Source organism: Erythrobacter sp. W302b, from assembly GCF_046452395.1.
In the GTDB taxonomy this organism is placed as follows: Bacteria; Pseudomonadota; Alphaproteobacteria; order Sphingomonadales; family Sphingomonadaceae; genus Erythrobacter.
This window is the reverse complement of record NZ_JBKFDH010000003.1, coordinates 104,539-125,185: the sequence shown is the minus strand read 5'-3', so window position 1 is coordinate 125,185 and position 20,647 is coordinate 104,539. Positions and strand designations below refer to the sequence as shown.

General features: G+C 65.2%; 19 protein-coding genes. 9 read left to right on the top strand and 10 right to left on the bottom strand.

The window, feature by feature from the left end; genetic code table 11:
* Position 1: 1 nt before the first annotated feature.
* Positions 2 to 1,594 carry a fatty acid--CoA ligase gene (locus ACLBKT_RS15850; RefSeq protein WP_410183954.1) on the bottom strand — a complete coding sequence of 531 codons (1,593 nt, stop codon included), beginning with the start codon at positions 1,592 to 1,594 and terminating at the stop codon, positions 2 to 4.
* An 85-nt stretch (positions 1,595 to 1,679) separates the two neighbouring features.
* On the opposite strand from ACLBKT_RS15850, the gene ACLBKT_RS15845 reads away from it, so the two are divergent.
* Positions 1,680 to 2,084 (top strand): PaaI family thioesterase, encoded by a 405-nt coding sequence (locus ACLBKT_RS15845; protein WP_410183953.1) that lies wholly within the window; start codon positions 1,680 to 1,682, stop codon positions 2,082 to 2,084.
* A 61-nt stretch (positions 2,085 to 2,145) separates the two neighbouring features.
* Here the strand turns inward: ACLBKT_RS15845 and ACLBKT_RS15840 are convergent, their stop codons facing one another.
* On the bottom strand, positions 2,146 to 2,685 hold the full coding sequence (locus ACLBKT_RS15840) for a nuclear transport factor 2 family protein (protein ID WP_410183952.1): 540 nt from the start codon (positions 2,683 to 2,685) through the stop codon (positions 2,146 to 2,148).
* Positions 2,682 to 3,683 carry an NADP-dependent oxidoreductase gene (locus ACLBKT_RS15835; RefSeq protein WP_410183951.1) on the bottom strand — a complete coding sequence of 334 codons (1,002 nt, stop codon included), beginning with the start codon at positions 3,681 to 3,683 and terminating at the stop codon, positions 2,682 to 2,684. Before ACLBKT_RS15835 ends, ACLBKT_RS15840 begins: the two co-directional genes overlap by 4 nt.
* A 145-nt stretch (positions 3,684 to 3,828) precedes the next feature.
* Here ACLBKT_RS15835 and ACLBKT_RS15830 point away from each other — a divergent pair, with 145 nt between their 5' ends.
* Together ACLBKT_RS15830 and ACLBKT_RS15825 are read left to right on the top strand one after the other, a co-directional pair.
* The gene (locus tag ACLBKT_RS15830; protein ID WP_410183950.1) at positions 3,829 to 4,776 is read left to right on the top strand and encodes an SDR family oxidoreductase; all 948 of its coding nucleotides are present in this window, start codon (positions 3,829 to 3,831) and stop codon (positions 4,774 to 4,776) included.
* Positions 4,777 to 5,382: 606 nt separating this feature from the next.
* A complete protein-coding gene (locus ACLBKT_RS15825; RefSeq protein WP_410183949.1) occupies positions 5,383 to 6,192 on the top strand; it encodes a tetratricopeptide repeat protein in 810 nt (269 codons plus the stop codon).
* A gap of 112 nt (positions 6,193 to 6,304) precedes the next feature.
* Here the strand turns inward: ACLBKT_RS15825 and ACLBKT_RS15820 are convergent, their stop codons facing one another.
* The 3 genes from ACLBKT_RS15820 to ACLBKT_RS15810 all read right to left on the bottom strand — a co-directional run bounded on the left by ACLBKT_RS15820 (position 6,305) and on the right by ACLBKT_RS15810 (position 11,666).
* On the bottom strand, positions 6,305 to 7,534 hold the full coding sequence (locus ACLBKT_RS15820) for an aromatic ring-hydroxylating oxygenase subunit alpha (RefSeq protein WP_410183948.1): 1,230 nt from the start codon (positions 7,532 to 7,534) through the stop codon (positions 6,305 to 6,307).
* A gap of 146 nt (positions 7,535 to 7,680) precedes the next feature.
* On the bottom strand, positions 7,681 to 10,089 hold the full coding sequence (locus ACLBKT_RS15815) for a TonB-dependent receptor (RefSeq protein ID WP_410183947.1): 2,409 nt from the start codon (positions 10,087 to 10,089) through the stop codon (positions 7,681 to 7,683).
* A gap of 251 nt (positions 10,090 to 10,340) precedes the next feature.
* Entirely contained in the window at positions 10,341 to 11,666 is a 1,326-nt protein-coding gene (locus ACLBKT_RS15810) for an aromatic ring-hydroxylating oxygenase subunit alpha (protein ID WP_410183946.1), read from the bottom strand.
* A gap of 130 nt (positions 11,667 to 11,796) precedes the next feature.
* Here ACLBKT_RS15810 and ACLBKT_RS15805 point away from each other — a divergent pair, with 130 nt between their 5' ends.
* Both ACLBKT_RS15805 and ACLBKT_RS15800 read left to right on the top strand, forming a co-directional pair.
* Positions 11,797 to 12,576, top strand: coding sequence for an SDR family NAD(P)-dependent oxidoreductase (locus ACLBKT_RS15805; protein WP_410183945.1), 780 nt, complete (start codon positions 11,797 to 11,799; stop codon positions 12,574 to 12,576).
* On the top strand, positions 12,548 to 13,846 hold the full coding sequence (locus ACLBKT_RS15800) for an MFS transporter (protein WP_410183944.1): 1,299 nt from the start codon (positions 12,548 to 12,550) through the stop codon (positions 13,844 to 13,846). The genes ACLBKT_RS15805 and ACLBKT_RS15800 overlap by 29 nt, the downstream gene beginning before the upstream one ends.
* A gap of 85 nt (positions 13,847 to 13,931) precedes the next feature.
* Here ACLBKT_RS15800 and ACLBKT_RS15795 read toward each other — a convergent pair whose 3' ends face one another.
* Both ACLBKT_RS15795 and ACLBKT_RS15790 read right to left on the bottom strand, forming a co-directional pair.
* Positions 13,932 to 14,711, bottom strand: a complete 780-nt coding sequence (locus ACLBKT_RS15795; protein WP_410183943.1) for an SDR family NAD(P)-dependent oxidoreductase — start codon at positions 14,709 to 14,711, stop codon at positions 13,932 to 13,934.
* The gene (locus ACLBKT_RS15790; RefSeq protein WP_410183942.1) at positions 14,711 to 15,358 is read right to left on the bottom strand and encodes a glutathione S-transferase family protein; all 648 of its coding nucleotides are present in this window, start codon (positions 15,356 to 15,358) and stop codon (positions 14,711 to 14,713) included. The genes ACLBKT_RS15795 and ACLBKT_RS15790 overlap by 1 nt, the downstream gene beginning before the upstream one ends.
* Before the next feature lie 109 nt (positions 15,359 to 15,467).
* Between ACLBKT_RS15790 and ACLBKT_RS15785 the strand changes: the two genes are divergently transcribed.
* Positions 15,468 to 15,986: a PH domain-containing protein gene (locus ACLBKT_RS15785; protein ID WP_410183941.1), complete on the top strand. Its 519-nt coding sequence runs from the start codon at positions 15,468 to 15,470 to the stop codon at positions 15,984 to 15,986.
* On the top strand, positions 15,983 to 17,542 hold the full coding sequence (locus tag ACLBKT_RS15780) for a PH domain-containing protein (RefSeq protein ID WP_410183940.1): 1,560 nt from the start codon (positions 15,983 to 15,985) through the stop codon (positions 17,540 to 17,542). Before ACLBKT_RS15785 ends, ACLBKT_RS15780 begins: the two co-directional genes overlap by 4 nt.
* Here ACLBKT_RS15780 and ACLBKT_RS15775 read toward each other — a convergent pair.
* A complete protein-coding gene (locus ACLBKT_RS15775; RefSeq protein WP_410183939.1) occupies positions 17,488 to 17,805 on the bottom strand; it encodes a GNAT family N-acetyltransferase in 318 nt (105 codons plus the stop codon). The genes ACLBKT_RS15780 and ACLBKT_RS15775 overlap by 55 nt on opposite strands.
* 52 nt (positions 17,806 to 17,857) lie before the next feature.
* On the opposite strand from ACLBKT_RS15775, the gene ACLBKT_RS15770 reads away from it, so the two are divergent.
* The gene (locus ACLBKT_RS15770; protein WP_410183938.1) at positions 17,858 to 18,877 is read left to right on the top strand and encodes a threonine aldolase family protein; all 1,020 of its coding nucleotides are present in this window, start codon (positions 17,858 to 17,860) and stop codon (positions 18,875 to 18,877) included.
* The gene (locus ACLBKT_RS15765; protein ID WP_410183937.1) at positions 18,874 to 19,797 is read left to right on the top strand and encodes a DMT family transporter; all 924 of its coding nucleotides are present in this window, start codon (positions 18,874 to 18,876) and stop codon (positions 19,795 to 19,797) included. The genes ACLBKT_RS15770 and ACLBKT_RS15765 overlap by 4 nt, the downstream gene beginning before the upstream one ends.
* Here the strand turns inward: ACLBKT_RS15765 and ACLBKT_RS15760 are convergent.
* Positions 19,780 to 20,574 carry an SDR family NAD(P)-dependent oxidoreductase gene (locus ACLBKT_RS15760; RefSeq protein WP_410183936.1) on the bottom strand — a complete coding sequence of 265 codons (795 nt, stop codon included), beginning with the start codon at positions 20,572 to 20,574 and terminating at the stop codon, positions 19,780 to 19,782. The two genes, ACLBKT_RS15765 and ACLBKT_RS15760, sit on opposite strands and share 18 nt — an antisense overlap.
* Positions 20,575 to 20,647 lie beyond the last annotated feature (73 nt).

The window sequence follows — 20,647 nt, the reverse complement described above, 5'->3', positions numbered from 1 at the left end:
CTCAGTTGACCGCCCGGTCCTTGCCCACCCAATAGGGCGCGCGCAGCTCGCGCCGCAGGATCTTGCCCGAGGGGTTCCGCGGCAGGGCGGGGATGAAATCGACCGACTTGGGGCACTTGTAGCCCGCGATCAGCGTGCGGGCATGAGCGATCAGCTCCGCTTCGGTCAGGGTCTCGCCCGGCTTCACCACCACGCAGGCCTTCACCGCCTCGCCCCACTTGGCGTCCGGCACGCCGATCACGGCCACGTCCGCCACCTTGGGGTGCGAATAGAGCGCGTTCTCGACCTCGGCCGGGTAGACGTTCTCGCCGCCCGAGATGATCATGTCCTTCACCCGGTCGTGGATGTAGAGATAGCCGTCCTCGTCGAGATAGCCCGCGTCCCCGGTGCGCAGCCAGCCCTCGGCGTCGATGGTGGCGGCGGTCGCCTCAGGGTTGTTCCAGTAGCCGCGCATGTTCTTGGACGAACGCGTCGCGATCTCGCCCACGGTGCCCACCGGAACCGGGTTGCCTGCCTCGTCGATGATCTTGAGCTCGACCCCCGCCAGCGGCTTGCCCACGCTGCGCATCCGGGGCGAGCCTTCGGGCACGTGATCCTCGGGATCGAGCGCGACGATCGTGCCGCTGGTCTCGGTCATCCCGTACATCTGCACAAAGCCGCAGCCGATCACCCGCATCGCCTCGCGCATCAGTTCGAGCGGGATCGGCGAGGCGCCATAGGTGATGTATTTGAGGCGGCTGAAATCGGTCTCGGCCACGCGCGGGTGGTTGAGCAGGATCTGGATCGCGGCGGGGACGAGGAAGATCTTCGAGATGTTGAAATTGGCGATCAGGTCCAGCGCCTTGGTCGGGTCATATTCCGGCAGGACAATCGAATTGGTCCCCGCGACCATCGTGCCGATGCCCGTGCCGGTGCCGCTGATGTGGAAACACGGCATGGCGAGCAGCGTGACATCGCCCGGGATCGGCTCCTGCCAGCTGCGCATCTCATCGCCACCGGCCGTCGCATCGCGGCTGGAGAGGATCGAACCATGGGTCATCACCGCGCCCTTGGGCTTGCCGGTGGTGCCGGAGGTGTAGAGCTGGAGCGCATCGTCCTCGGCCCGCACGCGGTGAGCGGGCGGCGTGGCAGGGAAGCCGTCGCGCCAGGTGCGATAGTCGGTGCCTGCGAAGTCCGGCGCATCGATGCCGATCACCTGCTCCAGCCGCGGGCAGTCCGCGCGGATGCCGCTCAGCACCTCGGCAAAGCCTTCGCCGATGAACACCACGCGGGCCTGACAATTGTCGAGGATATAGGCGACTTCCGGCGCGGCGAGGCGCCAGTTGACCGGCGTCATCACCGCCCCGATGCGCGCCGCGCCGAGGAAGGCTTCGAAATAGAGCGGGTGGTTCTTGCCGAGGAAGGCCACGCGTTCACCCGGCTTGACGCCCAGTGCCGTCAGCCCGTTCGCGGCGCGGTTGGCGCCGTCATCGAGTTCGGCGAAGCTGATCTCCTCGCCCGCGTAGGTGAAGGCGATAACGTCCCCCTGTACGCGCGCGTGATCGCGCACGACGTCGCAAAAGGACTCCGCTGCCAATGCTGTGTTCTCTCCCATGCGGCCAAGGATAGGCTCTGGCGCTGCGCCTGTCATTGGCACAATTCATAGCGGCGCGCGGCGCGGGCGGCGTTAGGGTGAGGAGATGGATATTCCTTCGGGCTTTGCACCGGCCGGTTTCACGCCCGGCTTTCTCGACCATGGCGGGCCTTACTATCTCGGGCCTGCTGAGGAGGGCGTGAGGGTGGTCGGTCTGCTGATCTGTCCGCACCATATCAACTATCAGGACGCCGCGCATGGCGGGGTGATCTCGACCTTCGCCGATGTCGCCTTGAGCCACGCGGTCTATGATGCCGAGCGGCCGAGGCTGACGCCGTCAACCGTGACGCTGACCGTGAACTATCTCAGCGGCGCAAAGCTGGGGGACTGGCTGGAAGCGCGGGTGCGGATCGATCGGCTGGGCGGGCGCACGGCCTATACCTCGGGCGGGGTCTGGCGCGGCGATGAACAGATCGCGACGATGAGCGGGGTGTTTGCGATTAGGCGGTGACGTGACTCTACCGTCGTCATGCTGAAACGAGTTCAGGGTGACGACGAATGGGAAGGTGCCACTAACCCAGCCACCGCCTCACCGCCGCGGTCGAGGGATCGCGCTCGTCATGGTATCCCGCCGCGCCTTCGGGGGTGTCGGAGAGGTCGACGCCCTCTGCCACCCGGAATTCGCGCCAGTCATACAGGCCGGTGCGCTGGGCGATGCGCCATGCGCCGCCGCGCTTTTCGAACCGGTCGACATAGCGCCCCGCCACGATCGCGGAATAGATCACGCCCTTGTCGGGAAACACCGCCGCCAGTGGATAGCCCGGCGGGATGGTGTGCATCGCGGTCATGTAGGTTTCGGTGTGGCAGACGGTATCGCTTTCGAAGCCGAAGATCGTCTGGCCGAGCTGGTGCTGGGTCGCAAGGCACGGGTCGATCACCGCGCGCGCCTGTTCCACGAAGCCGCGCCAATCCCCTTCGATGGTGCCGAAGCGGAAGATTGTGTCCGCATGGAACAGATGCTCCATCATCCCCCAGCGCCGCCGGTCGATCGCATGGGCATAGGCGGCGAGGATGTCGCGGATGGCTTCGCGGTCTTCGAGCGTTCCGGTCATGTGTCCAGCTCCACGATCACCTTACCGATATTGCCGCCGGTGAACAGCTTCGCATAGGCGGTGAGGGTGTTTTCCAGTCCCCGCGTCACATCATAGGGCATGACGAGCGCGCCCGTCTCGGTCCAGTCGCGCAGGCGGCGGGTGAGGGCGGGGCCTTCGTGCATGAAATCGGGCGAGAAGAACCCCTCGACCCGCAGCCGCCGCATCAGCACCTGATCGAATTCGCGCGGAGTCGTGCGCCCGCCGCCGGTGTAATCGGCCAGCAATCCGCACACCGCGATGCGGCCATAGTGGTTCATGCGGGTCAGCACGTGGTCGAGCAGGTCGCCGCCGACATTGTCGAAGTAGATGTCGAAACCGCCCGCTGCATCGAGCTGCGCGCCCACATCGCCCGCCTTGTAATCCACCGCGCCTGCAATCCCGAGCTCCTCCGTCAGATAGGCGCACTTCGCTGCACCGCCCGCGATCCCCCACGCCTCGCAGCCGAGCAGCTTGGCGATCTGCACCGCGAGTATCCCTGTCGCCCCGGCGGCGGCAGAGACCAGCACCCGCTCGCCCAGCTTCGCCGCACCGGTCTGTTCCACGCCCCAAAGCGCCGTCCACCCGTTCATCCCCAGCGGGCCGAACCACGCGCGGCGGTCCGCAACGCTGGGGTCGAGCCGGATCGCGCCGGACATCACCGCATCCACCGTGCTGATATCGGCCCACTGACCGAAGGCGCGCACCAGATCGCCGGGCGCGAAGCCCTCGGCGCGGCTTTCCATCACCTCGCCCAGCACCAACCCCGACATCGGGATGCCGAGCGGGAGCGGCGGCTGATACCCGTCCTCGCGGTCGGTCAGCCACATCCGGGTTCCGGCATCCATCGAGAGATGCGAATTGCGGATGCGGATTTCGCCTGCGCCCAGCGGGGCGAGCGGCGCCGCGTCCAGCGCCAGCGCGGCGGCGAAATCGGTGCCTTCGGGTCGGCGCGCGATGCGCCAGAAGCGGTTCTCCATCCCGGCACATTCCGGGCGCTGCGCCGCTACGGCAACCCCGCCTTTTCGCTAGGGGTCAAAAGGCGCTGGCTATCAAATTGGCGCGGTGCGTGCGGGCGGGGCGCTACCTAGTCTGCCCGGCAATCATAAGACGGGAGAGACAGGAATGGCACTTATCACAGTGATCGGCGCAAGCGGCCGGCAAGGTCTGGCGCAGGTGCGTCAGGCACTTGCCGCAGGGTATGACGTGCGCGCCATCTCGCGCCGCCCGGATGCGCTGGAAGGCGCGCCGGTCGAAGGCGTGGAGCGGGTCGAGGTGCGGCCGATGGACCTCTACGACACCGCGACCTTCCACGATGCGCTCGAAGGCTCGGACTACATCTTCTACACCCACCCGCTCCAGGCCCGCGCCGATCGCGCCTACCTGATCGGCGAGGTGGGCAAGGTCGCCGCGCATATCGGCGTGAAGCGGGTCGTGTGGAACACCTCGAGCTGGATTCCCGACAAGCCCGGCGATCCCTTCACCTATGGCGAGAACACCAAGGGCATCAACGCCCTGTGGCGTTCGGGCGCGCCGGGGACGGTGTTCGGCTCGGTGCTGTTCATGGACAACCTGCTGACCAACTGGGCGCGCCCCTTCATCGTCAACGAAGGGCGCTATGTGTACCCGCACAACCCCAACCTTCAGGCGAACTGGATCAGCCTTGATGACGTCGCCCGCTTCATGCTGGCGAGCCTCGAGCGGCCCGACATGGAAGGCGCGTGGCTCAACATCGGCGGGCCGGAGCGGCTGGTCGGCAAGCAGGTAACGCAGTGCCTTTCCGAAGCGCTGGGCAAGGAGATCAAGTATGATCCCTGCACCCCCGAGGAATTCGGCTGCTATCTGGTCGAGGCCGCCGGAGATTCGATGGCCCCGGAAATGCGCGACCAATTCGCCAAGGGCATCCAGGCGTTCTACGAATACAACAACGAGGCCCCGACCAGGCCCTTCGCGGTCGACATGGACCACGTCTACGAACGCTTCCCGGAACTGGAAGGCAAGCTCGAGCCGCTGGGCGAATGGACCAAGCGTCAGGATTGGGGCGAGAGCAATTATCGGCCCGCGTTCGGGTAATCTGACCCGGGCCCACCCCCGAACTCGATACCGGCCCCCGGGTCATGCCCGGGACAGGTATCGGGGTTGGGGATGGAATCGGGTCGACACCAGAGATGCCCCTGGCGGCACTTAAGCGTTACAAAGCGGACACCGTGTCCGCTTTGCGCGTCTCCAATTTCACAAATAAATACAGATATTTACACCTGAATTCAACAGGCGGACGGACAGGGGAGCGGGGCCTTGTTGCGCGCCGCGGTGATCCAACGGCCGCGCGGGCCGGACAGAACGATGGGAAAGAGCCGGGGCGGAGTGTAGCGGCTTGCGGGCGTGTAGGAAAACAGCGCGACTCGTTCCCTCCTTCGTCGCCCCGTGCTTGACACGGGGCTTGGCTACCTCGGCTTCGGGCGGCGAGGAAGAACAGCCAAACCCCGGATCAAGTCCGGGGCGACGATTAAGGGGATGGCGGCTTCGGCATCGTTTCGGCCAAATGCGGACATTCCGCTAGCGACCCCATATCCGACATAAGGCTTGGCCAAGTCAGACTGATCCCATAGATCACTGTATTGCAAAGTTTACTTCAGGTGCTTTGCAAACGCTTTGGCGATCTCGAAGGGAAGTAGATCAATGGGCGTGCATTTGCTCCTAGGCCTTCTGGTCGTTGCATCGCAACCGTCAGAGACTGTCGACCCGCAACTGGACCCAGTGGCCGCCACGAATGAGCAGCCCATCATCGTAACAGGGGAGGCGGAAGAGAGCGAGAAAGGCCAACGCACAGTAGTGGTAGGCTCGAGAATCGCTCGCAAGCCAGTTTTGGAAGCGAGCGGCATTGCCAGCAACATTCCGGTCGCTGCATTTTCAGCTACCTCTGGAGTTGACCCTCTCAGCGTTGAAAACCGGGTGATCAAGAGCAAGGTTAGCCAATGCCGGAGCGATAATCCTGCTATCGGAAAGGAGGCGGCGTGCCTACTGTTCGATGCGGACGTCGCTTTGCAGCGCCAGGAGAGAGCGACAGCCATTTCGTTCTACCGCAATCTGAATGCATCGACCGAGTTTTCGCCGGCCGAGAGGCTCGTTGCAGCTGAGAAGCTGTTCTCGCTTGGGCAGAACATGGCTGATGCCCACCTTCGCGAAGAGGCGCTGCTGCGCATGCTGGCAACAATGGCGATGCCTGCGGGAGAAGCTCAAAGCGCACGGCGTAGCCTCGTCACGCTTGCGATTCAGCGGCGCAATCCCGCGCTTGCCATCGTCCGACTCCGAGAGGTTGTCGATCACGACACTAATGATGCGCAGAGCTTTGCCAACCTCGCGGTCTTACTTCGTCAGGAAGGCCTCGCAGGCTCCTCAGACAGCATGAAGAAAGCAATTCAAATCAAACAGGAACGGGGCGAAACCATACCTGCTGGTTGGACCGACTTTGTGGGCGGCGAAAGCTGAAACGGAAGTTTGGAACACGCAAAGCCGCCCTTCGCCTTTCCACCCAATCACGGACATTAAGCCCAAGGGCCGCCAACCCCAAAAGCAGCCGCTCCGAGCGCGGTGCTGACCCCTACTCCGCCGCCTGTCTTTGCTCAGCCGCGAAAATCGCCACCAGCTCCTCGTCGGTCGCGCGGGTCAGGCGCTCGGCCCATTGGTGAAAGACCTGTCCCCCCTTTTCATTGCGGCCGAACAGCACCTCTTTCATCAGCCCCGATTGCAGCGCCTGATGCTGGCGCTTGCCGGTGGCGTAATCCTCGTCGCGGACCACGATTTCGAGGAAATTGAACTGGTCGTGCGCAGCCTGCACCTGTTCGGGTGTCTCGGGCTGGTTTTCCATGACATAGAACTGGGTGGTGTAGCTCTCGCCCACGGTCGCTCCGGGGAACAGCTGGCTGATCATCGCCCCGCGCTGTCCGCCGCCGTAGAAGCTGGCGATCGAGATGTGCGGGAAGATCGTCCACACGCCCTGCACCAGCACTTCCTGCGGCAGGTCGTCGTCGGCCATGGCTTCGAGATCGAGCGCCTGATCGTCATCCCCCTGCACCTTGATCGCGAATTTCGACGGGGTCGAAAGCCGCTGGTGCGGGCCGAAAGCAAAGTAGTTCGCCCGATTGTAGAAATCCGCGCCAAAAGTGTCCTTGTGCAGCACCGGCAGGTGGTAGAAATCGAGATAGCCGTCGTACGCCGTCTTCCAGTTCGGCCCCGGCAGCGTGCGCTGGGAGAACAGCGTCCAGCCCTCGAATTCGAAGGCCTTAAGCAGTTCGTCATAGCCGCACAGGTAATCCGCGATGCTGAGCTTGGAGTGCGGATCGAGCGTCACCCAGATCAGCCCGGCATTCTCGTGCACCGGGAATTTGGTGAGGCAGTGCTGGCTCTTGTCGATCTTGCCGAAATCCTGCGAATCCGCCACGCCGATCAGATCGCCGTCGGCCTTGAAAGTCCAACCGTGATAGCCGCAGGTGAAGCGGCTGGCATTGCCGCAGCCGGCGGCCAGAGGATTGCCGCGGTGGGTGCACATGTTGAGGAAGGCGCCCATGCTGCCGTCCTTCTGGCGCGAGAGCAGCAGCGGCACGCCGCAGATGTCCATCGCCTTGAAATCGCCGGGGTTGGGCAGTTCGCAGGACGGCGCGACCATCAGCGGCAGGCGGCGGAAGATCTGCTTCTTTTCGAGCTCGAACAGATCGGGGTCGGTATAGGCGCTGGCGGGAATGCGGACGATATCGTCGGCATATTCCATCGTATCGGCCGCGCCATGGGCGACCAGACTGCGGGTCATTTCGACCAGCGTTTCGCGTGACATGCTTGTTCTCCCGGACTGTTGCGGGAAACATCCGCCTTACGGCCTGCGGGGGCAATGCTCACTTTTGGCAGAGCGGGCAGGGCGGCGCACAAGCAAAAGGGGCGAGCCATCGCTGGCCCGCCCCCCCGTATTCCCCTGCGGGCAGATCAGAACCGGAAGCTGATTTCCGCGAAGATCTGACGGCCGCGGTTCTGGGTCAGGAAGATGTCGTCACCGGTGGGCGACAGGAACGGACGCCCGCCGCTGGTGATGACGAAGACCTTGTCGCCCAGGTTCTGGCCAACCAACGAGAGCTTCCAGTCGCCATCGGGATGACCGATCGAGACGTTGGCATCAAACAGCCAGAAGCTCGGCTGCCGGAAATCGTTGAGCGAGGTTTCGTCGGTGATGTAGCCATCATTATAGGCCGCGTTGCCCGACAGGAACAATTCGAGGCTATCGCTGAGCGGGATCGCCCAGTCGGCCGCGACGTTGCCCGACCATTCAGGGGCCTGGCTGCCACGACGACCCCTGAGGTTGATCGTGCCGCCCTGACCGCCCGGCTGGAGGAAGTCGTCGGTGTACTTGGCATCGAGATAGGAGATGTTCGACGAGAAGCTCAGCCCGTCAACCGGGGTGCGCCACTTGGCTTCCATGTCGACGCCCTTGGTGGTCAGTTCGCCCGCGTTGCTGGTGATGAACTGCACCGTCTGTGCGTTGAAGTTCTGCACTTGCAGATCCTTGAACACATATTGGTAGGCCGTCATGTTCAGCGTGATGTCGCGGTTCGCCCACTGCGACTTGAAGCCGATTTCGCCGCCGATCGCCTCTTCCGACTTGAAGATCAGCGAGCTGAAATCGCCGCTCGCCGCGGCCGCGCTGAGGCTGTTGGACGGCAGGGCCGAGTTGTCGATCCCGCCCGACTTGAAGCCGGTCTTGAACGAGGCGAAGATGTTGAAATCCTCGTTCGCCTGATACTTCAAGGTCACTTCGGGCGAGAAGTTGTCGTCGGCGAAGTTGATCGGGCCCGAGAAGAAGCCCGGCCGCACGAAGGTCGGCCCGAACAGGAAGGTGTGGACGTAAGGCACGCTGATGGTCTGGACCTTCTGCTCGTCGGTCCAGCGAATCCCGCCCGACAGCTCCAGCTGTTCGGTGAGGTCGATCATGACGCTGCCGAAGAACGACAGGGCTTCGGTCTTGGTGAGGTGGGTCTTGTCCCAGTCATAGGTGAAGCCGGTCGCCGGGTCAGGCCCGAGGAACGAGATGTTCACGCCCTGTTGCGAGGTATCGAAGGTGATCGTGCGGTCTTCGTAGAACGCGCCGAGCATGAAGTTGAAGGCGCCGTCGAAGTCCGAAGCAAGGCGCAGTTCCTGGGTGTATTGTTCAAGGTTGTTGATCGGGTCGGACGAACCCGCGCCGCCCGGCAGGCGGGTGCCGTTGGGGCCGGGGATGAAGCCGCCGTAGGAATAGCTCTCGAAATCGACCGCCTTCATGTTGAGCAGGCCGGTGACCGAGGTGAGCTTCAGCTTTTCGGACAGATCGAGTTCGAATTGCAGGCGGCCGAACCAGATGTCCGTCTCACCGAACGGCACACCGTTGCGGCCTGCGGCCTTCGACGGGGTCGGCACGCCGCCAGCGAGCGGACCGGCGGTGTCGGTGAAGTAATAGCGCTGGTCGGAGACGTTGCAATCATAGCCCGCCGGCAGGTTCACCGCGCCGCCGAGCAGGAAGATCGAATCCGCGATGCCGTTGGCACCGCAGGACACTTCGCCCGTCCCGAGCGCGCCGTCATTCTCGTTCTTGGTGTATTGCACCTTGAGGTTGGCGCGGAACATGTCCGACGGCTGCCAGTCGAGTGTCACGCGGCCGATGAAGTCGGTCAGGCCGCGCTTCTGGTTGACCGCCGGAGAGCCGGCCTGCGCCAGCTGGAATTCGTCGATATCGTTGAACTGCGCGGCAATGCGAATGCCCAGCGTGTCCGACAGCGGGCCGGAAATGTAGCCGTTGAGCAGGTAGCCCTTCTCTTCGAATTCATAGTTGGCCCGCATCCCGACTTCCCAGTCGGACGTGGGGTTGGCCGAACGCAGCGACAGAACGCCTGCGGTGGCGGACTTGCCGAAGAACAGCGATTGCGGCCCGCGCAGCACGTCGATCTGTTCGACATCGAAGAAGCCGGCCTGCACCATGCGCATGGTCGACACCACGACACCGTCATATTCGAACGCCACCGCGGAATCGAAGGCTGCCGAGATGTTCGACGAGCCCACGCCGCGCAAGCTCAGCTGGCCGCCCGAACCCGAACCGCCGACCTGCACGTTGAGGGTGGGCACGCGGCTGGTCACATCGGCGACCTGGTCGATATTGAAGCGCTGGAGCGTCTCGCCGCCGATCGCGGTGACGGTCACGGGAACCTCTTGCAGGGTTTCGTTCTGGCGGCGGGCCTGCACCACGATCACCTGATCGTTTTCGACAGTCTCCGCTTCAGCCGCCGCATCCTGCGCGAAGGCGGTGCTCGGCATGGCGGCAAGCCCGCTCAGCGCGGCGCCGCACAGCAGCGCGCGGCGTATACCGTCCACGCGGACGCCAGATGCAATTCGGGCACGAAATGTGTTCATGGTCGTCTCTCCCCTTCGGACCGCGGCTATCCCGCGTGCCCTGTCATTCCCCAACCCGTCGGCGTGTCTCCTCACGCCTTTCGGTATGTCTCGCGGGTCTATGTCACGGCGGCGAGCGCGCCATTCGCAAAAGCGATAGTGAGCCTGTCAAACTGCGGCAAAAACGTCACACGGGCGCGCCAAAGCGGCCAAAATCACCTGAAGCCGTAACGTCATTCGGCTGCCGCAGGGACGTGCGATCCGGCGGACGCGGCTTCGCGCGCCATCTGGCTCACGCGCGGATCATTGGGCCACACCCATTCGGCGCCGATCACCGGTTCGACCCGCAGGTGCTCAGGCACATTCTCCGGCCCGATCATCCGGTCGAGGCTCTGGTGGAACGAATAGATCCGCGCCTCCTGATAGGACAGCGGCACGGACCGGAAGGCCGAGCCTTGCATCGAGTGCTGAATCGCCTCGCCGAACTGGGTGTCTTCGAGGATGATCGGGCTCATCTGGCGGCCATTGGGCTGGCTGGCATCCGGCACCGTCCACAGATCGGGCGCTGGCGCATCGCCCCAATCCAGCGCCATCGTCACCAGTTCGAGCCGGGTGGTGCCGAGCGAGGTCGGCCAGAACACGAGCGGCGGCACGAAGTAGTTGCTGAGCGGTGAGACCCAGTTGGGAAACAGGGTGTAGCTCTGGGTGCAGGTGCGGCCCAGCTCGCCCACGCTGTCGATCTGTTGCCAGCCCGGCGGGCTATCGATTGCACGGACATGCTCGCGGTCGGTCTGGCGCGGCGGCGGGGCGAGCATCCGCGCATGGCCATTGGGATAGATGGTGTTGAGGTTACGGCTGCTGTCCACCAGCGGCGCGACGGTGTTGGGGTGGATGAAGGGCACATGGTAGACCTCCATGTTGGCCTCCATCGCCACCTTCCAGTTGCACTGGAGATCGAAAGAATGCCGCGCGGCCAGCCGGATGCGGTCGAAAGCGAACTCCTCCCATTCGCGCGCCAGCGGGCCGAGCCAGTCGAGCAGCGGCATCGCGTCCATGTCGAAGTTGACATAGATGACCTTGCCGAACAGCTCGCATCGGACGGGGAGCAGTCCGCGGCAGCTCATGTCGAAATCCTTCGGGAAATCGCGCCGCTCGGGCACGCCGACAAGGCTCCCGTCGGTCTTGTAGGTCCAGTTGTGATAGCCGCACATCAACCGGCTGGATTTGCCGCGATCCTCAGTCACCACCGGTGCGCCGCGGTGGCGGCAGGTGTTGTGGAAGGCGCGCACCACCCCGTCCATGCCGTGCACGATCACGATCGGATCGCCGGCATTGTGCCAGCGCATGTAGCATCCAGGCTCGGGGATTTCGTCCAGATGCCCGGCGAACAGCCAGCTCTTGCGGAACACGTGTTGCTGTTCGAGCGCGAAATATTCGGGGCTGGTGTAGCGCCCGGCGGGCATGTCGGGCAGCACCGGGAAGCCCTCGGGCGGGGCCGTGCGCTGACCTTCCCACTCCATCAGCACTTTCAGCCGCGCGATTTCTTCTGGCTCCATCATGACCGCCTCTCCTCGGCTGCGCAGGTACCACCGCTGCGTGCCGTCAGCGTCCTCGCGCTTTCGACAGTGGCACGACCCCGCTCGCCCGATAGGCTGGCGACATATCAAAAGGGCTTTTGGGAGAGAGCATATGGCGGGACGGGTAGCGGGCAGGGTTGCGCTCGTGACAGGCGGGGCGATGGGTCTGGGCAAGGCCGATTGCGAGGCGCTGGCGCGTGAGGGTGCGAAGGTGATCGTCACCGACCGCGATGCCGAACTCGCCCACCAAGTCGCAGCGGCGATCGGCGGCGATGCGATGGCGCTGGATGTCACCGACGAAGAGCAATGGATCGAAGTGATGCGCGCTGTGAAAGAGCGTCACGGCGGGCTCGATATTCTCGTCAACAACGCGGGCAATGTGATCTTCGAAAGCATCGAGGATTGCAGCCTGGCGCACTTCAAGCTGCATCTCGACATCCACGTGGTCGGCACCTTCCTCGGGTGCAAATACGCCGTGCCGCTGATGAAGCATCGCCACGAAACGGTGGGCGGCGGCGGATCGTCGATCATCAACATGGCTTCGACCGCGGCGCTGATGGGCTATGGCAATATCCCGGCCTATGCGGCGTGCAAGGCGGGGATCGCGGGGATGACCCGCAGCCTCGCGATCGATTTCCAGGACAAGGGCTACGGCATCCGCGTCAACGCCCTGGCACCGGGCGGGATCGAGACCCCGATGGTGATGGGCATTTCCGGGCGCGGCGGGCAAAAGCCGATGGACATTCCCGAAGGCCCGCTGGCGATGGATGCGCTCGGCCATCCCAAGGATGTTGCGGGTTGCGTACTGTTCCTCGCTTCGGACGAAGCGCGCTTTCTCAATGGCCTGACGATCCCGGTGGACAATGGCCTCTACGCCCGTCCCCACCACTGAGGCTTCGGGCGGGTATCGCTGGTACGTCCTTGCGCTGCTCACGCTGACGAGTGCGTTCAGCGTCGCGGATCGGCTGGTGTTCGGCATTCTGGTCGAGGACATCAAGGCCGAGTTCGCGCTGTCCGATTTCGAGCTTGGTCTGCTGGGCGGCGCGGCGTTTTCGCTGGTCTATGTGCTGGCAGGGTTTCCGGCGGCGCGGCTGGCGGACCGGTCGACCCGCAAGAATATCGTTGCGGGCGCGATCAGCTTCTGGAGCCTGATGACCGCGGCCTGCGGGATGGCGACCGGCTTCTGGACCCTGTTCGCCGCGCGCACCGGGGTGGGGGTGGGGGAGGGCTGTTCCGGGCCATCCTCGCAAAGCCTCGTCGCCGATTTCTTCGCGCGTCATGAACTCGCCAAGGCGATGGGCTATTTGACGCTGGGGTCCACGGTTGGCACGGCTTCGGGGCTGGTGTTCGGCGGGCAATTGGCGGAAATCTTCAACTGGCGCTGGGCCTTCATTCTGATGGGCCTGCCGGGCCTGTTGCTCGGCCTCGTGATCTTCCTCACCGTGCGCGAGCCCAAGCGCGGGCGCTACGCTCCGGCGGGCACCGATATGGCGCAGCTGCCGCTGGGCCGCACGATCATGAGCCTCATCACCAACCGGGTGTTCATGGGGCTGGCCTTGGGCTGGGCGGTGCAAATCATGATCGGCTATGCGCTCGCCTTCTGGATGGCGGCGGTGATGCTGCGGCAGTTCCCGATTTCGACCGGGGATGTCGGGCTGTATCTCGGGCTGACCTTCTTTCTGGGCGGGATACCGGGGCCGCTGATCGGCGGATATCTCACCCACTGGCTCACCTTGCGGGACGAACGCTGGCGCGCATGGTTGCCGGGGCTGGTGAGCCTTGGCTGCGTGGCGCCGCTGGCGTTGAGCCTGACCTCGACCGCCTTCACCGCGTTTCTCGGCTGGTTCGGGGTGGCTTACGCGATTTACGTGGCGAGCCAGGCCGGGATCATGTCGGGCATCCAGGCGGCGGTCGAGCCTGCGAGCCGGGGTTTTGCCGTGGCGATTGCGCTGTTCTTCAACAATCTGGTCGGGCAGGCGCTGGGGCTGGCGGTAATCGGTGCGGTCAGCGATGCGATGGGCCCCGCCTATGGCGATAGTGCGTTGGCCGTGGCGGTATTCGGCGTGTGCCTTGTGTCGGGCCTGCTGTCGCTGGCGATCTTTGTGTGGACCGCAGCGCAGATGGGGCCGACCGGCTATCTGGAGAAGATGCGCGGGGGTTAACGCGCAACCCGCCGTTCGTGTCGAGCGACGTCGAGACACCGGCTCCACAGCCTCTCGACTTCGCTCGAGGCGAACGGAAGGTGGTTCAGAACCCCGGATGGATCGCCATCATCGCGCCATCCACCAGCATCTCTGCCCCGGTCATGAACGGGCATTCGTCACTCGCGAGGAAGGCAATCGCCGCCGCCGTTTCCGCAGGATCGGCAAGGCGGTTCAATGGTGAGGTTTTCGCCACGGCCGCGATCAGGCCGGGGGTTTGCTCTTCCGCCGCGGTAAGGATGCCCGTCATCGTCGCGCCGGGGATCACGGTGTTGCAGCGAATGTTGAGGCCCCGTTGCGCACACCACGTGGCGACGGACTTGGACAACACCCGCACCGCGCCCTTGCTCGCGGAATAGCCGACATCGGTGGGCAGCGGGGCCATCGCGGTGGTCGAGGCGATGTTGATGATCGCGCCTTTGGGTCCACCCGGGTTGTCACGCATCGCCGCAATCGCCGCGCGGCACCCGGCCATTGTCCCGGAGAGGTTGACGGCGAGAACCCGGTCCCACGCGGCAAACATCGCCGCGTCATCGAGGTCGCCGATGCCTGCACCCGACACCATCCCGGCATTGTTGACGAGGATATCGAGCCGCCCGAAGGCCGCCACCGCACGCGCCACGATCCGTGGCCACAGCGCGCGGTCGGAGACGTCCTGCACGGCGAACTCTGCGCCTAGCTCGGCGCATAGCGCTTCGCCAGCGGCGGCATCGAGGTCCGTGCCGAGCACTTCGGCCCCGTCGGCCCGCAGCCGCCGCACCGTCGCCGCGCCAATGCCGCTCGCGCAGCCGGTGACGATGGCGACCTTACCCGTCAGGTCAGGCATTACTCGGCCATCGTCCAGATCACGGCGCAGGGGCGCTGGTTGTGGGTTTCAACGAAGCGGGCGAGGTTGTCCGTCCCCTCGGGCAGCTTCCAGCCGACGGTAAAGCCGAAATTGGCAAAGGCGAAGATGAGGAGATCGGCAAAGGTGAAGCGGTCCAGCGCGATGTGGTTGCTCTTGCCCAGACAGGCATCGAACATCCGCCACTTCTCATCCGCCAGCGCAAACAGCTCCGCGCCTGCCTCAGGCGACACCACGGTCATGCGCGGTTCGAACATCGGGCGGCCGGTGGTGGCGCGGAAACCCATGGTCATCGGCACAACGACCTCCTGATCGAACAGCCGCGCCCATTTGCGCACCGTGGCGCGCTCCACCGGCGTCTCGCCGAACAGGTTGGGGGCGGGGTGCAGTTCCTCGACATACTCGCAGATCGGCCAGCTTTCGGTGAGGCAGGTGCCGTCATCCAGCTCCAGCGTCGGCGTGGTGCCCTGCGGGTTCTTGGCCATGTAGCCCGAATCCTGCCGGTTCTGGCCGGTGATGATGTCGTAATGGACGCGGGTGAAATCGCGCCCTTCCTCCAGCCCCTTTTCGATCATGAACATCCGCACCAGGCGCGGGTTGGGGCCAAGGCTGGAATGAAGCGTGGTCATGGATGGTCTCTCCCGCAGTGGATTTCCCGAGGTTCTAGGGGCGCAAAGCCCGCCCGTCGCCCTCATAAATGCGCTAGGCAAGCGCGCTGTATTGCGCCAGTAAGGCACCATGGATCACACGCCCGCCATTCCGCTTGCCGGTCACCCGCTCGACGACGAGGGAGAGCTGACCAAGCTGCATCCCGGTTACGCCCATGCGCTGCGGCTGCGCACCACGCTGACCGCGATCCCGTTCCTGATCGGCGCGCTCGTTGCCGAAGCGGCGATTGCCGACCAGGCGCTGCTGCCGCAGGGCCTGATTGCCGGGACGGTGCTGGTGATCGCGCTCGCGCTGATTATCCGCGTCCCCTCGACCCGTTACAACGCGCGCGGCTACCAGATCAGCGCGGACCGGCTGCGGGTGGTGCGCGGGTTGCTGTTCCGGTCGGACACGGTGGTCCCGTTCGGAAGGGTGCAGCATATTGATGTGCATCAGGGCCCGCTCGACCGGTTCTTCGGGATCGCCACGCTGACACTCCACACCGCGGGCAATCACAATGCCAGCGTGTCGCTCCCCGGCCTTGGCGAGCCACTGGCGCGCGAGATGCGGGAGGAGATCCGCGCCCATATCCGCCGCGAGACGGTATGAGCGCGCCGCAGCGCACGGCACCGATCAGCGTCATCCTCGGCGCCATCGGCAGCCTTCGCAGCGCGATTTTCCCAGCCATCGCCATCGCCTTCTCCGGCATCGGCGGCGACGGGCGGTTCCTGCTTGCGCTCGGCGTTGGTCTGGCCTCGGTGGTGATCGGCACCGCCTTCAGCTACGCCCACTGGCGGCGGTTGACCTACACCATCGGGGAAACCGACATCCGGGTGGAAAGCGGCCTGTTCAGCCGCTCGGCCCGTTCGGTGCCCTATGAGCGCATTCAGGACGTCAGCCTCGAAGCCAAGCCGCTGCCGCGCCTGTTCGGGCTGGTGGCGGTCAAGTTCGAGACCGGGGCGGGCGGGGCCGATGACCTTGCCCTGCAATATCTCACCGATGCCCAAGGCGAAGCGCTGCGCCAGCTGGTGCGCGAGCGCCGCGATGACGAGGCCGCGGTCAGCATCGCCGATCCCGAGGCACCGGTTCGCAGCGATCCTGAGGCGGGCGAGGTGCTTTATGCGCTGACGCCCGGACGGCTGATCACCTTCGGCCTGTTCGAGTTTTCGCTCGCCGTGTTCGCGGTGCTGGGCGGCGCGCTGCAATATGTCGAGAGTGTCTCGGACATCGATGTGTGGAATGTCGATCTGTGGCGGAGCTGGCTGAGCGAGCAGGGCAGCACGGTGGCGAGCCTCGGCCCGTTTGTGCAAGCCGCAGCAGCGATTGCCGGGCTGCTCGGGTTGGTCGTGATCGGCATGGCGACCGGCGTGGTGCGCACCGTGCTGCGCGATTGGGGCTTTACCCTGACCCGCTCGGCAAGAGGGTTCCGGCGGCAGCGCGGGCTGCTGACCCGAACCGATGTGGTGATGCCCGCGCATCGGGTGCAGGGGCTGGTGATCAGCACCGGCCTCGTGCGGTACCGCTTCGGCTGGCACGGATTGAGCTTCGTCAGCCTCGCGCAGGATGCGGAAGGCGAGAGCCATATTGTCGCACCCTTCGCCACAATGGAGGAGATCGCGCCGATCGTCAGCGCTGCGGGCTTCCGCCTGCCGGACGACAGCACGCAGTGGCACCGCGCCAGCACGCGCCAGCGCACGGATACGGTCGTTATCGGCTCCGCGCTGTTCGTGCTGGCGGCGATCCCGGTCGCGATCTTCGCCCCGTTCGGGCTGTTCCTCGTGCCGCTCGGAGCGGCGGTGCTGGCGGCGGGCGCGAACCTTTATGCGTGGGAGTTCCGCCGCCACGCGATCGACGCGTCACAGGTCTATGCCAGCCACGGGTTCTTTTCCCCAACCCGCCAGATCGCGACCCGGCTGAAGCTCCATTCGGTCGAAATCGCGCAGGGACCGCTTGCGCGGCTGCGCGGCTATGCGACGGTGCATCTCGGGCTGGCCGGGGGGACGTTCGCGATGCAGGGCGTGCCGCTGGCCGAAGCGCGGGCCTTGCGGGCGAGCGTGCTCGAAACCATTGCGGCGACCGATTTTTCGCGGCTGGATCAGGCCCCTCAGCCTCAGGCCTTGAGCGCCCCCCAGTCGGGGTTTTCCGAGAACTTCTTGGCGACGTAGGAACAATCGGGGCGGATCAGGAAGCCCTGACGCTGCGCATCATCGACCAACCGATCCACCAGCGCGCCCGCCACGCCGCGGCCGCCAATGGCGCGCGGGACGATGGTGTGCGCGGCAATGCGGATCTCCACGCCATCACGCTCCCCGCCCGGTTCCCATTCGAGATAGCCTTCTTCCGCAGCGCCTTCGACCACCGCGACATAGCGTCCGCCCTGACCCGCCACGTGGTGGGTGATTGTCAGCTTTGTCGGTTCCTCGCTCACTCACGTTACTCCTGCTTGTAATGGCCGCGCTGGCGGTTAGAGGCGACAATCCATGACGCTCTCCAAACCCTTCCTGTCCGACAACGCCGCGCCCGTCCACCCCCGGCTGTGGGAGGCGATGCGCAAGGCCGATGAGCCGGACAACCCGTACGACGGGGACGCGCTGTCTGCCGAACTGGACGCGCGCTTCACCGCGCTGTTCGGGCGCGACTGTGCCGCGCTGTGGGTGGCGACGGGGACGGCGGCGAATTGCCTCGCGCTCGCAACCATGTGCGCGCCCCACGGCGGGGTGGTGTGCCACCGCGAGGCGCATATCGAGGTTGATGAAGGCGGCGCGCCGGGGTTCTTCCTTCACGGGGCCAAGCTGATGCTGGCCGAGGGTGAAGGCGCGAAGCTGACGCCTGCCGATATCGCGGCGCTGATCGACCCGATCCGCAATGATGTGCATCAGGTGCAGCCCCACGCCATCGCGATCACGCAGGCCAGCGAATATGGCTGTATCTATACTCCCGCAGAACTGGCGGCGCTGGGCGCTTTCGCCAAGGAGCGTAGGCTTGGGCTGCACATGGACGGCGCGCGGTTCGCCAATGCGGCGGCGTTTCTGGGTGGTTCGCCCGAGGCAGCGGCGCGCGGCGCAAGCGGCCCGGTCGACAGCCTCGCCTTCGGCTTCATCAAGAACGGCGGGATGGGGGCCGAAGCCGTGGTGCTGTTCGATCCCGAGGCCGCGCAACAGGTGCGCTACCGCCGCAAGCGCGCCGGGCATCTGCAATGCAAGGGCCGCTATCTCGCGGCGCAGATCCTCGCGATGCTGGAGGACGGGCTGTGGCTCGCGAATGCCGCCCACGCCAATGCGGCGGCGCAAGAGGTCGCGGCGGGCTGCGCCGACCGGCTGCTCCACCCGGTCGAGGCCAATGAACTGTTCGTGCGCCTGACCGAGGCCGAGCGTGCGGCGCTGCGGGCGCAGGACTTTGCTTTCTATGACTGGGGTGCGAACTCCGCGCGCTTCGTGACCGCATGGAACACCCGGGCAGAGGATGCGCAGGCGCTGGGCAAGGCCATCGCCGCGCTATGAGCGAGGTCTCCGCGCCGTCGATGCTCAGCCCCAGGGTGCTGATCCCCTTCATGCTGACCGGCACGATCTGGGGTTCGACCTGGTTCGTCATCACCGGCCAGATTTCCGATGTGCCCGCCGCATGGGGCGTGTTCTACCGCTTCATGCTGGCGACCCCGGCGCTGTTCGTGCTGGCGGTGGTGATGGGCAATCGGCTGAAGCTGAACCGGCCCGAGCATCTGCTGGCGCTCGGCGTCGGGATCGCGCAGTTCAGCGGCAACTTCCTGTTCGTCTATCACGCCGAAAGCCACATCACCTCAGGCATCGTCGCGGTGATGTTTGCGCTGCTGATGGTGCCGAATGCGATCTTCGCCAAGATCTTCATTGGCGAGACGGTGGAGGGCGGCTTTATCGGCGGGAGCCTTGTGGCGATTGCGGGTGTGGCGATGCTGCTGGTTCACGAATGGAACGCCGCGCCGCTTGGTGGCCCCCATGGCGCGAACGTCGGTCTCGGCATCGTGCTGGCGATTGGCGGGATGCTGGCGGCCTCGATCGCCAATGTGGTGCAGGCCAACCCCACCGGGCGCGGCGTGCCGATGGTGAGCTTTCTGGCCTGGGCGATGGTCTATGGTCTGGCGTTCGACCTCGTCTATGCCTTCCTGACCGAGGGCCCGCCGCAGGTGCCGGGCGCGTGGCAGTTCTGGGCGGGAACCGCTTATCTCGCGATCATCGGCTCGGTCGTGACGTTCCCGCTGCATTACAATCTGGTGCGCGAGATCGGAGCGGGGAAGACGGCCTATAACGGGATCGTCACCGTGTGCGTGGCGATGCTGCTCTCGACTTTGTTCGAGGGCTTCGTATGGGACGCGCTGTCGGCCACTGGCATGGCGCTGGCCTTGGCAGGGATGGGGCTGGCGCTGCGTTCAAAGCAGCGCCGCTAACCCCTCAACATAGGTTGGATAGCGCGGCTGCCAGCCCAGCCCCCGCTTGGCCTTGCCATTGGCGACGCGGCGGTTCTCCATGTAGAACCCGCGCGCCATGTCGGAGAGGTTCGCTGCCTCCAGCGACTCCAGCGGCGGCAGGGGGAGGCCGAGCAGTCGGCAGGCGTGTTCGGTGACTTCATTGCCGCTGCACGGGAGATCGTCGCCGAGATTGTAGGCTCCGGCGGGCGCATCCTGCACCAGCGCGGCGACCACCCCGCTGGCGATATCGTCGACATGGACGCGGCTGAAGACCTGCCCGGGCAAGTCGATCCGCCGTGCCTTGCCTTCCCTCACCCGGTCGAGCGCCGAGCGGCCCGGCCCATAAATCCCCGGCAGGCGGAACACCCGTGCGCCAAGGTTCAGCCATGCAAGGTCAGCCTCGGCGCGGGCATTGCGGCGGCCTTCTCCCGATTGTGCGATGGTGGGCGTCGCCTCGTCCACCCACGCGCCTGCGCGGTCGCCGTAAACGCCGGTTGAGGAGAGATAGAACAGCGGCCTGCCGCGCAATGCCTCACCATAGGCATCGAGCACGGGATCGCTGCCGCTCGTCCGGTCGGGCGGGACCGAGGAGAGGATATGGCTCGCCTCGTCCAGCGCGGCGAGCGCCGCCTCGCGGTCGGCAAAGGCGATGTCGCCCGCGCTCCCGGTGGCGCGCACCTGCCAGCCTGCATCGCGCATCGCGGCCGCGATCCGCCCCGCCGTGTAGCCCAGTCCGAAGATCAGCAAATGGCCCATGACTCCACCTGTGCCGTTCGCCTCAAGCGAAGTCGAGAGGCCTTGGCGCAAAGGTGTCTCGAGTTCAACCTGC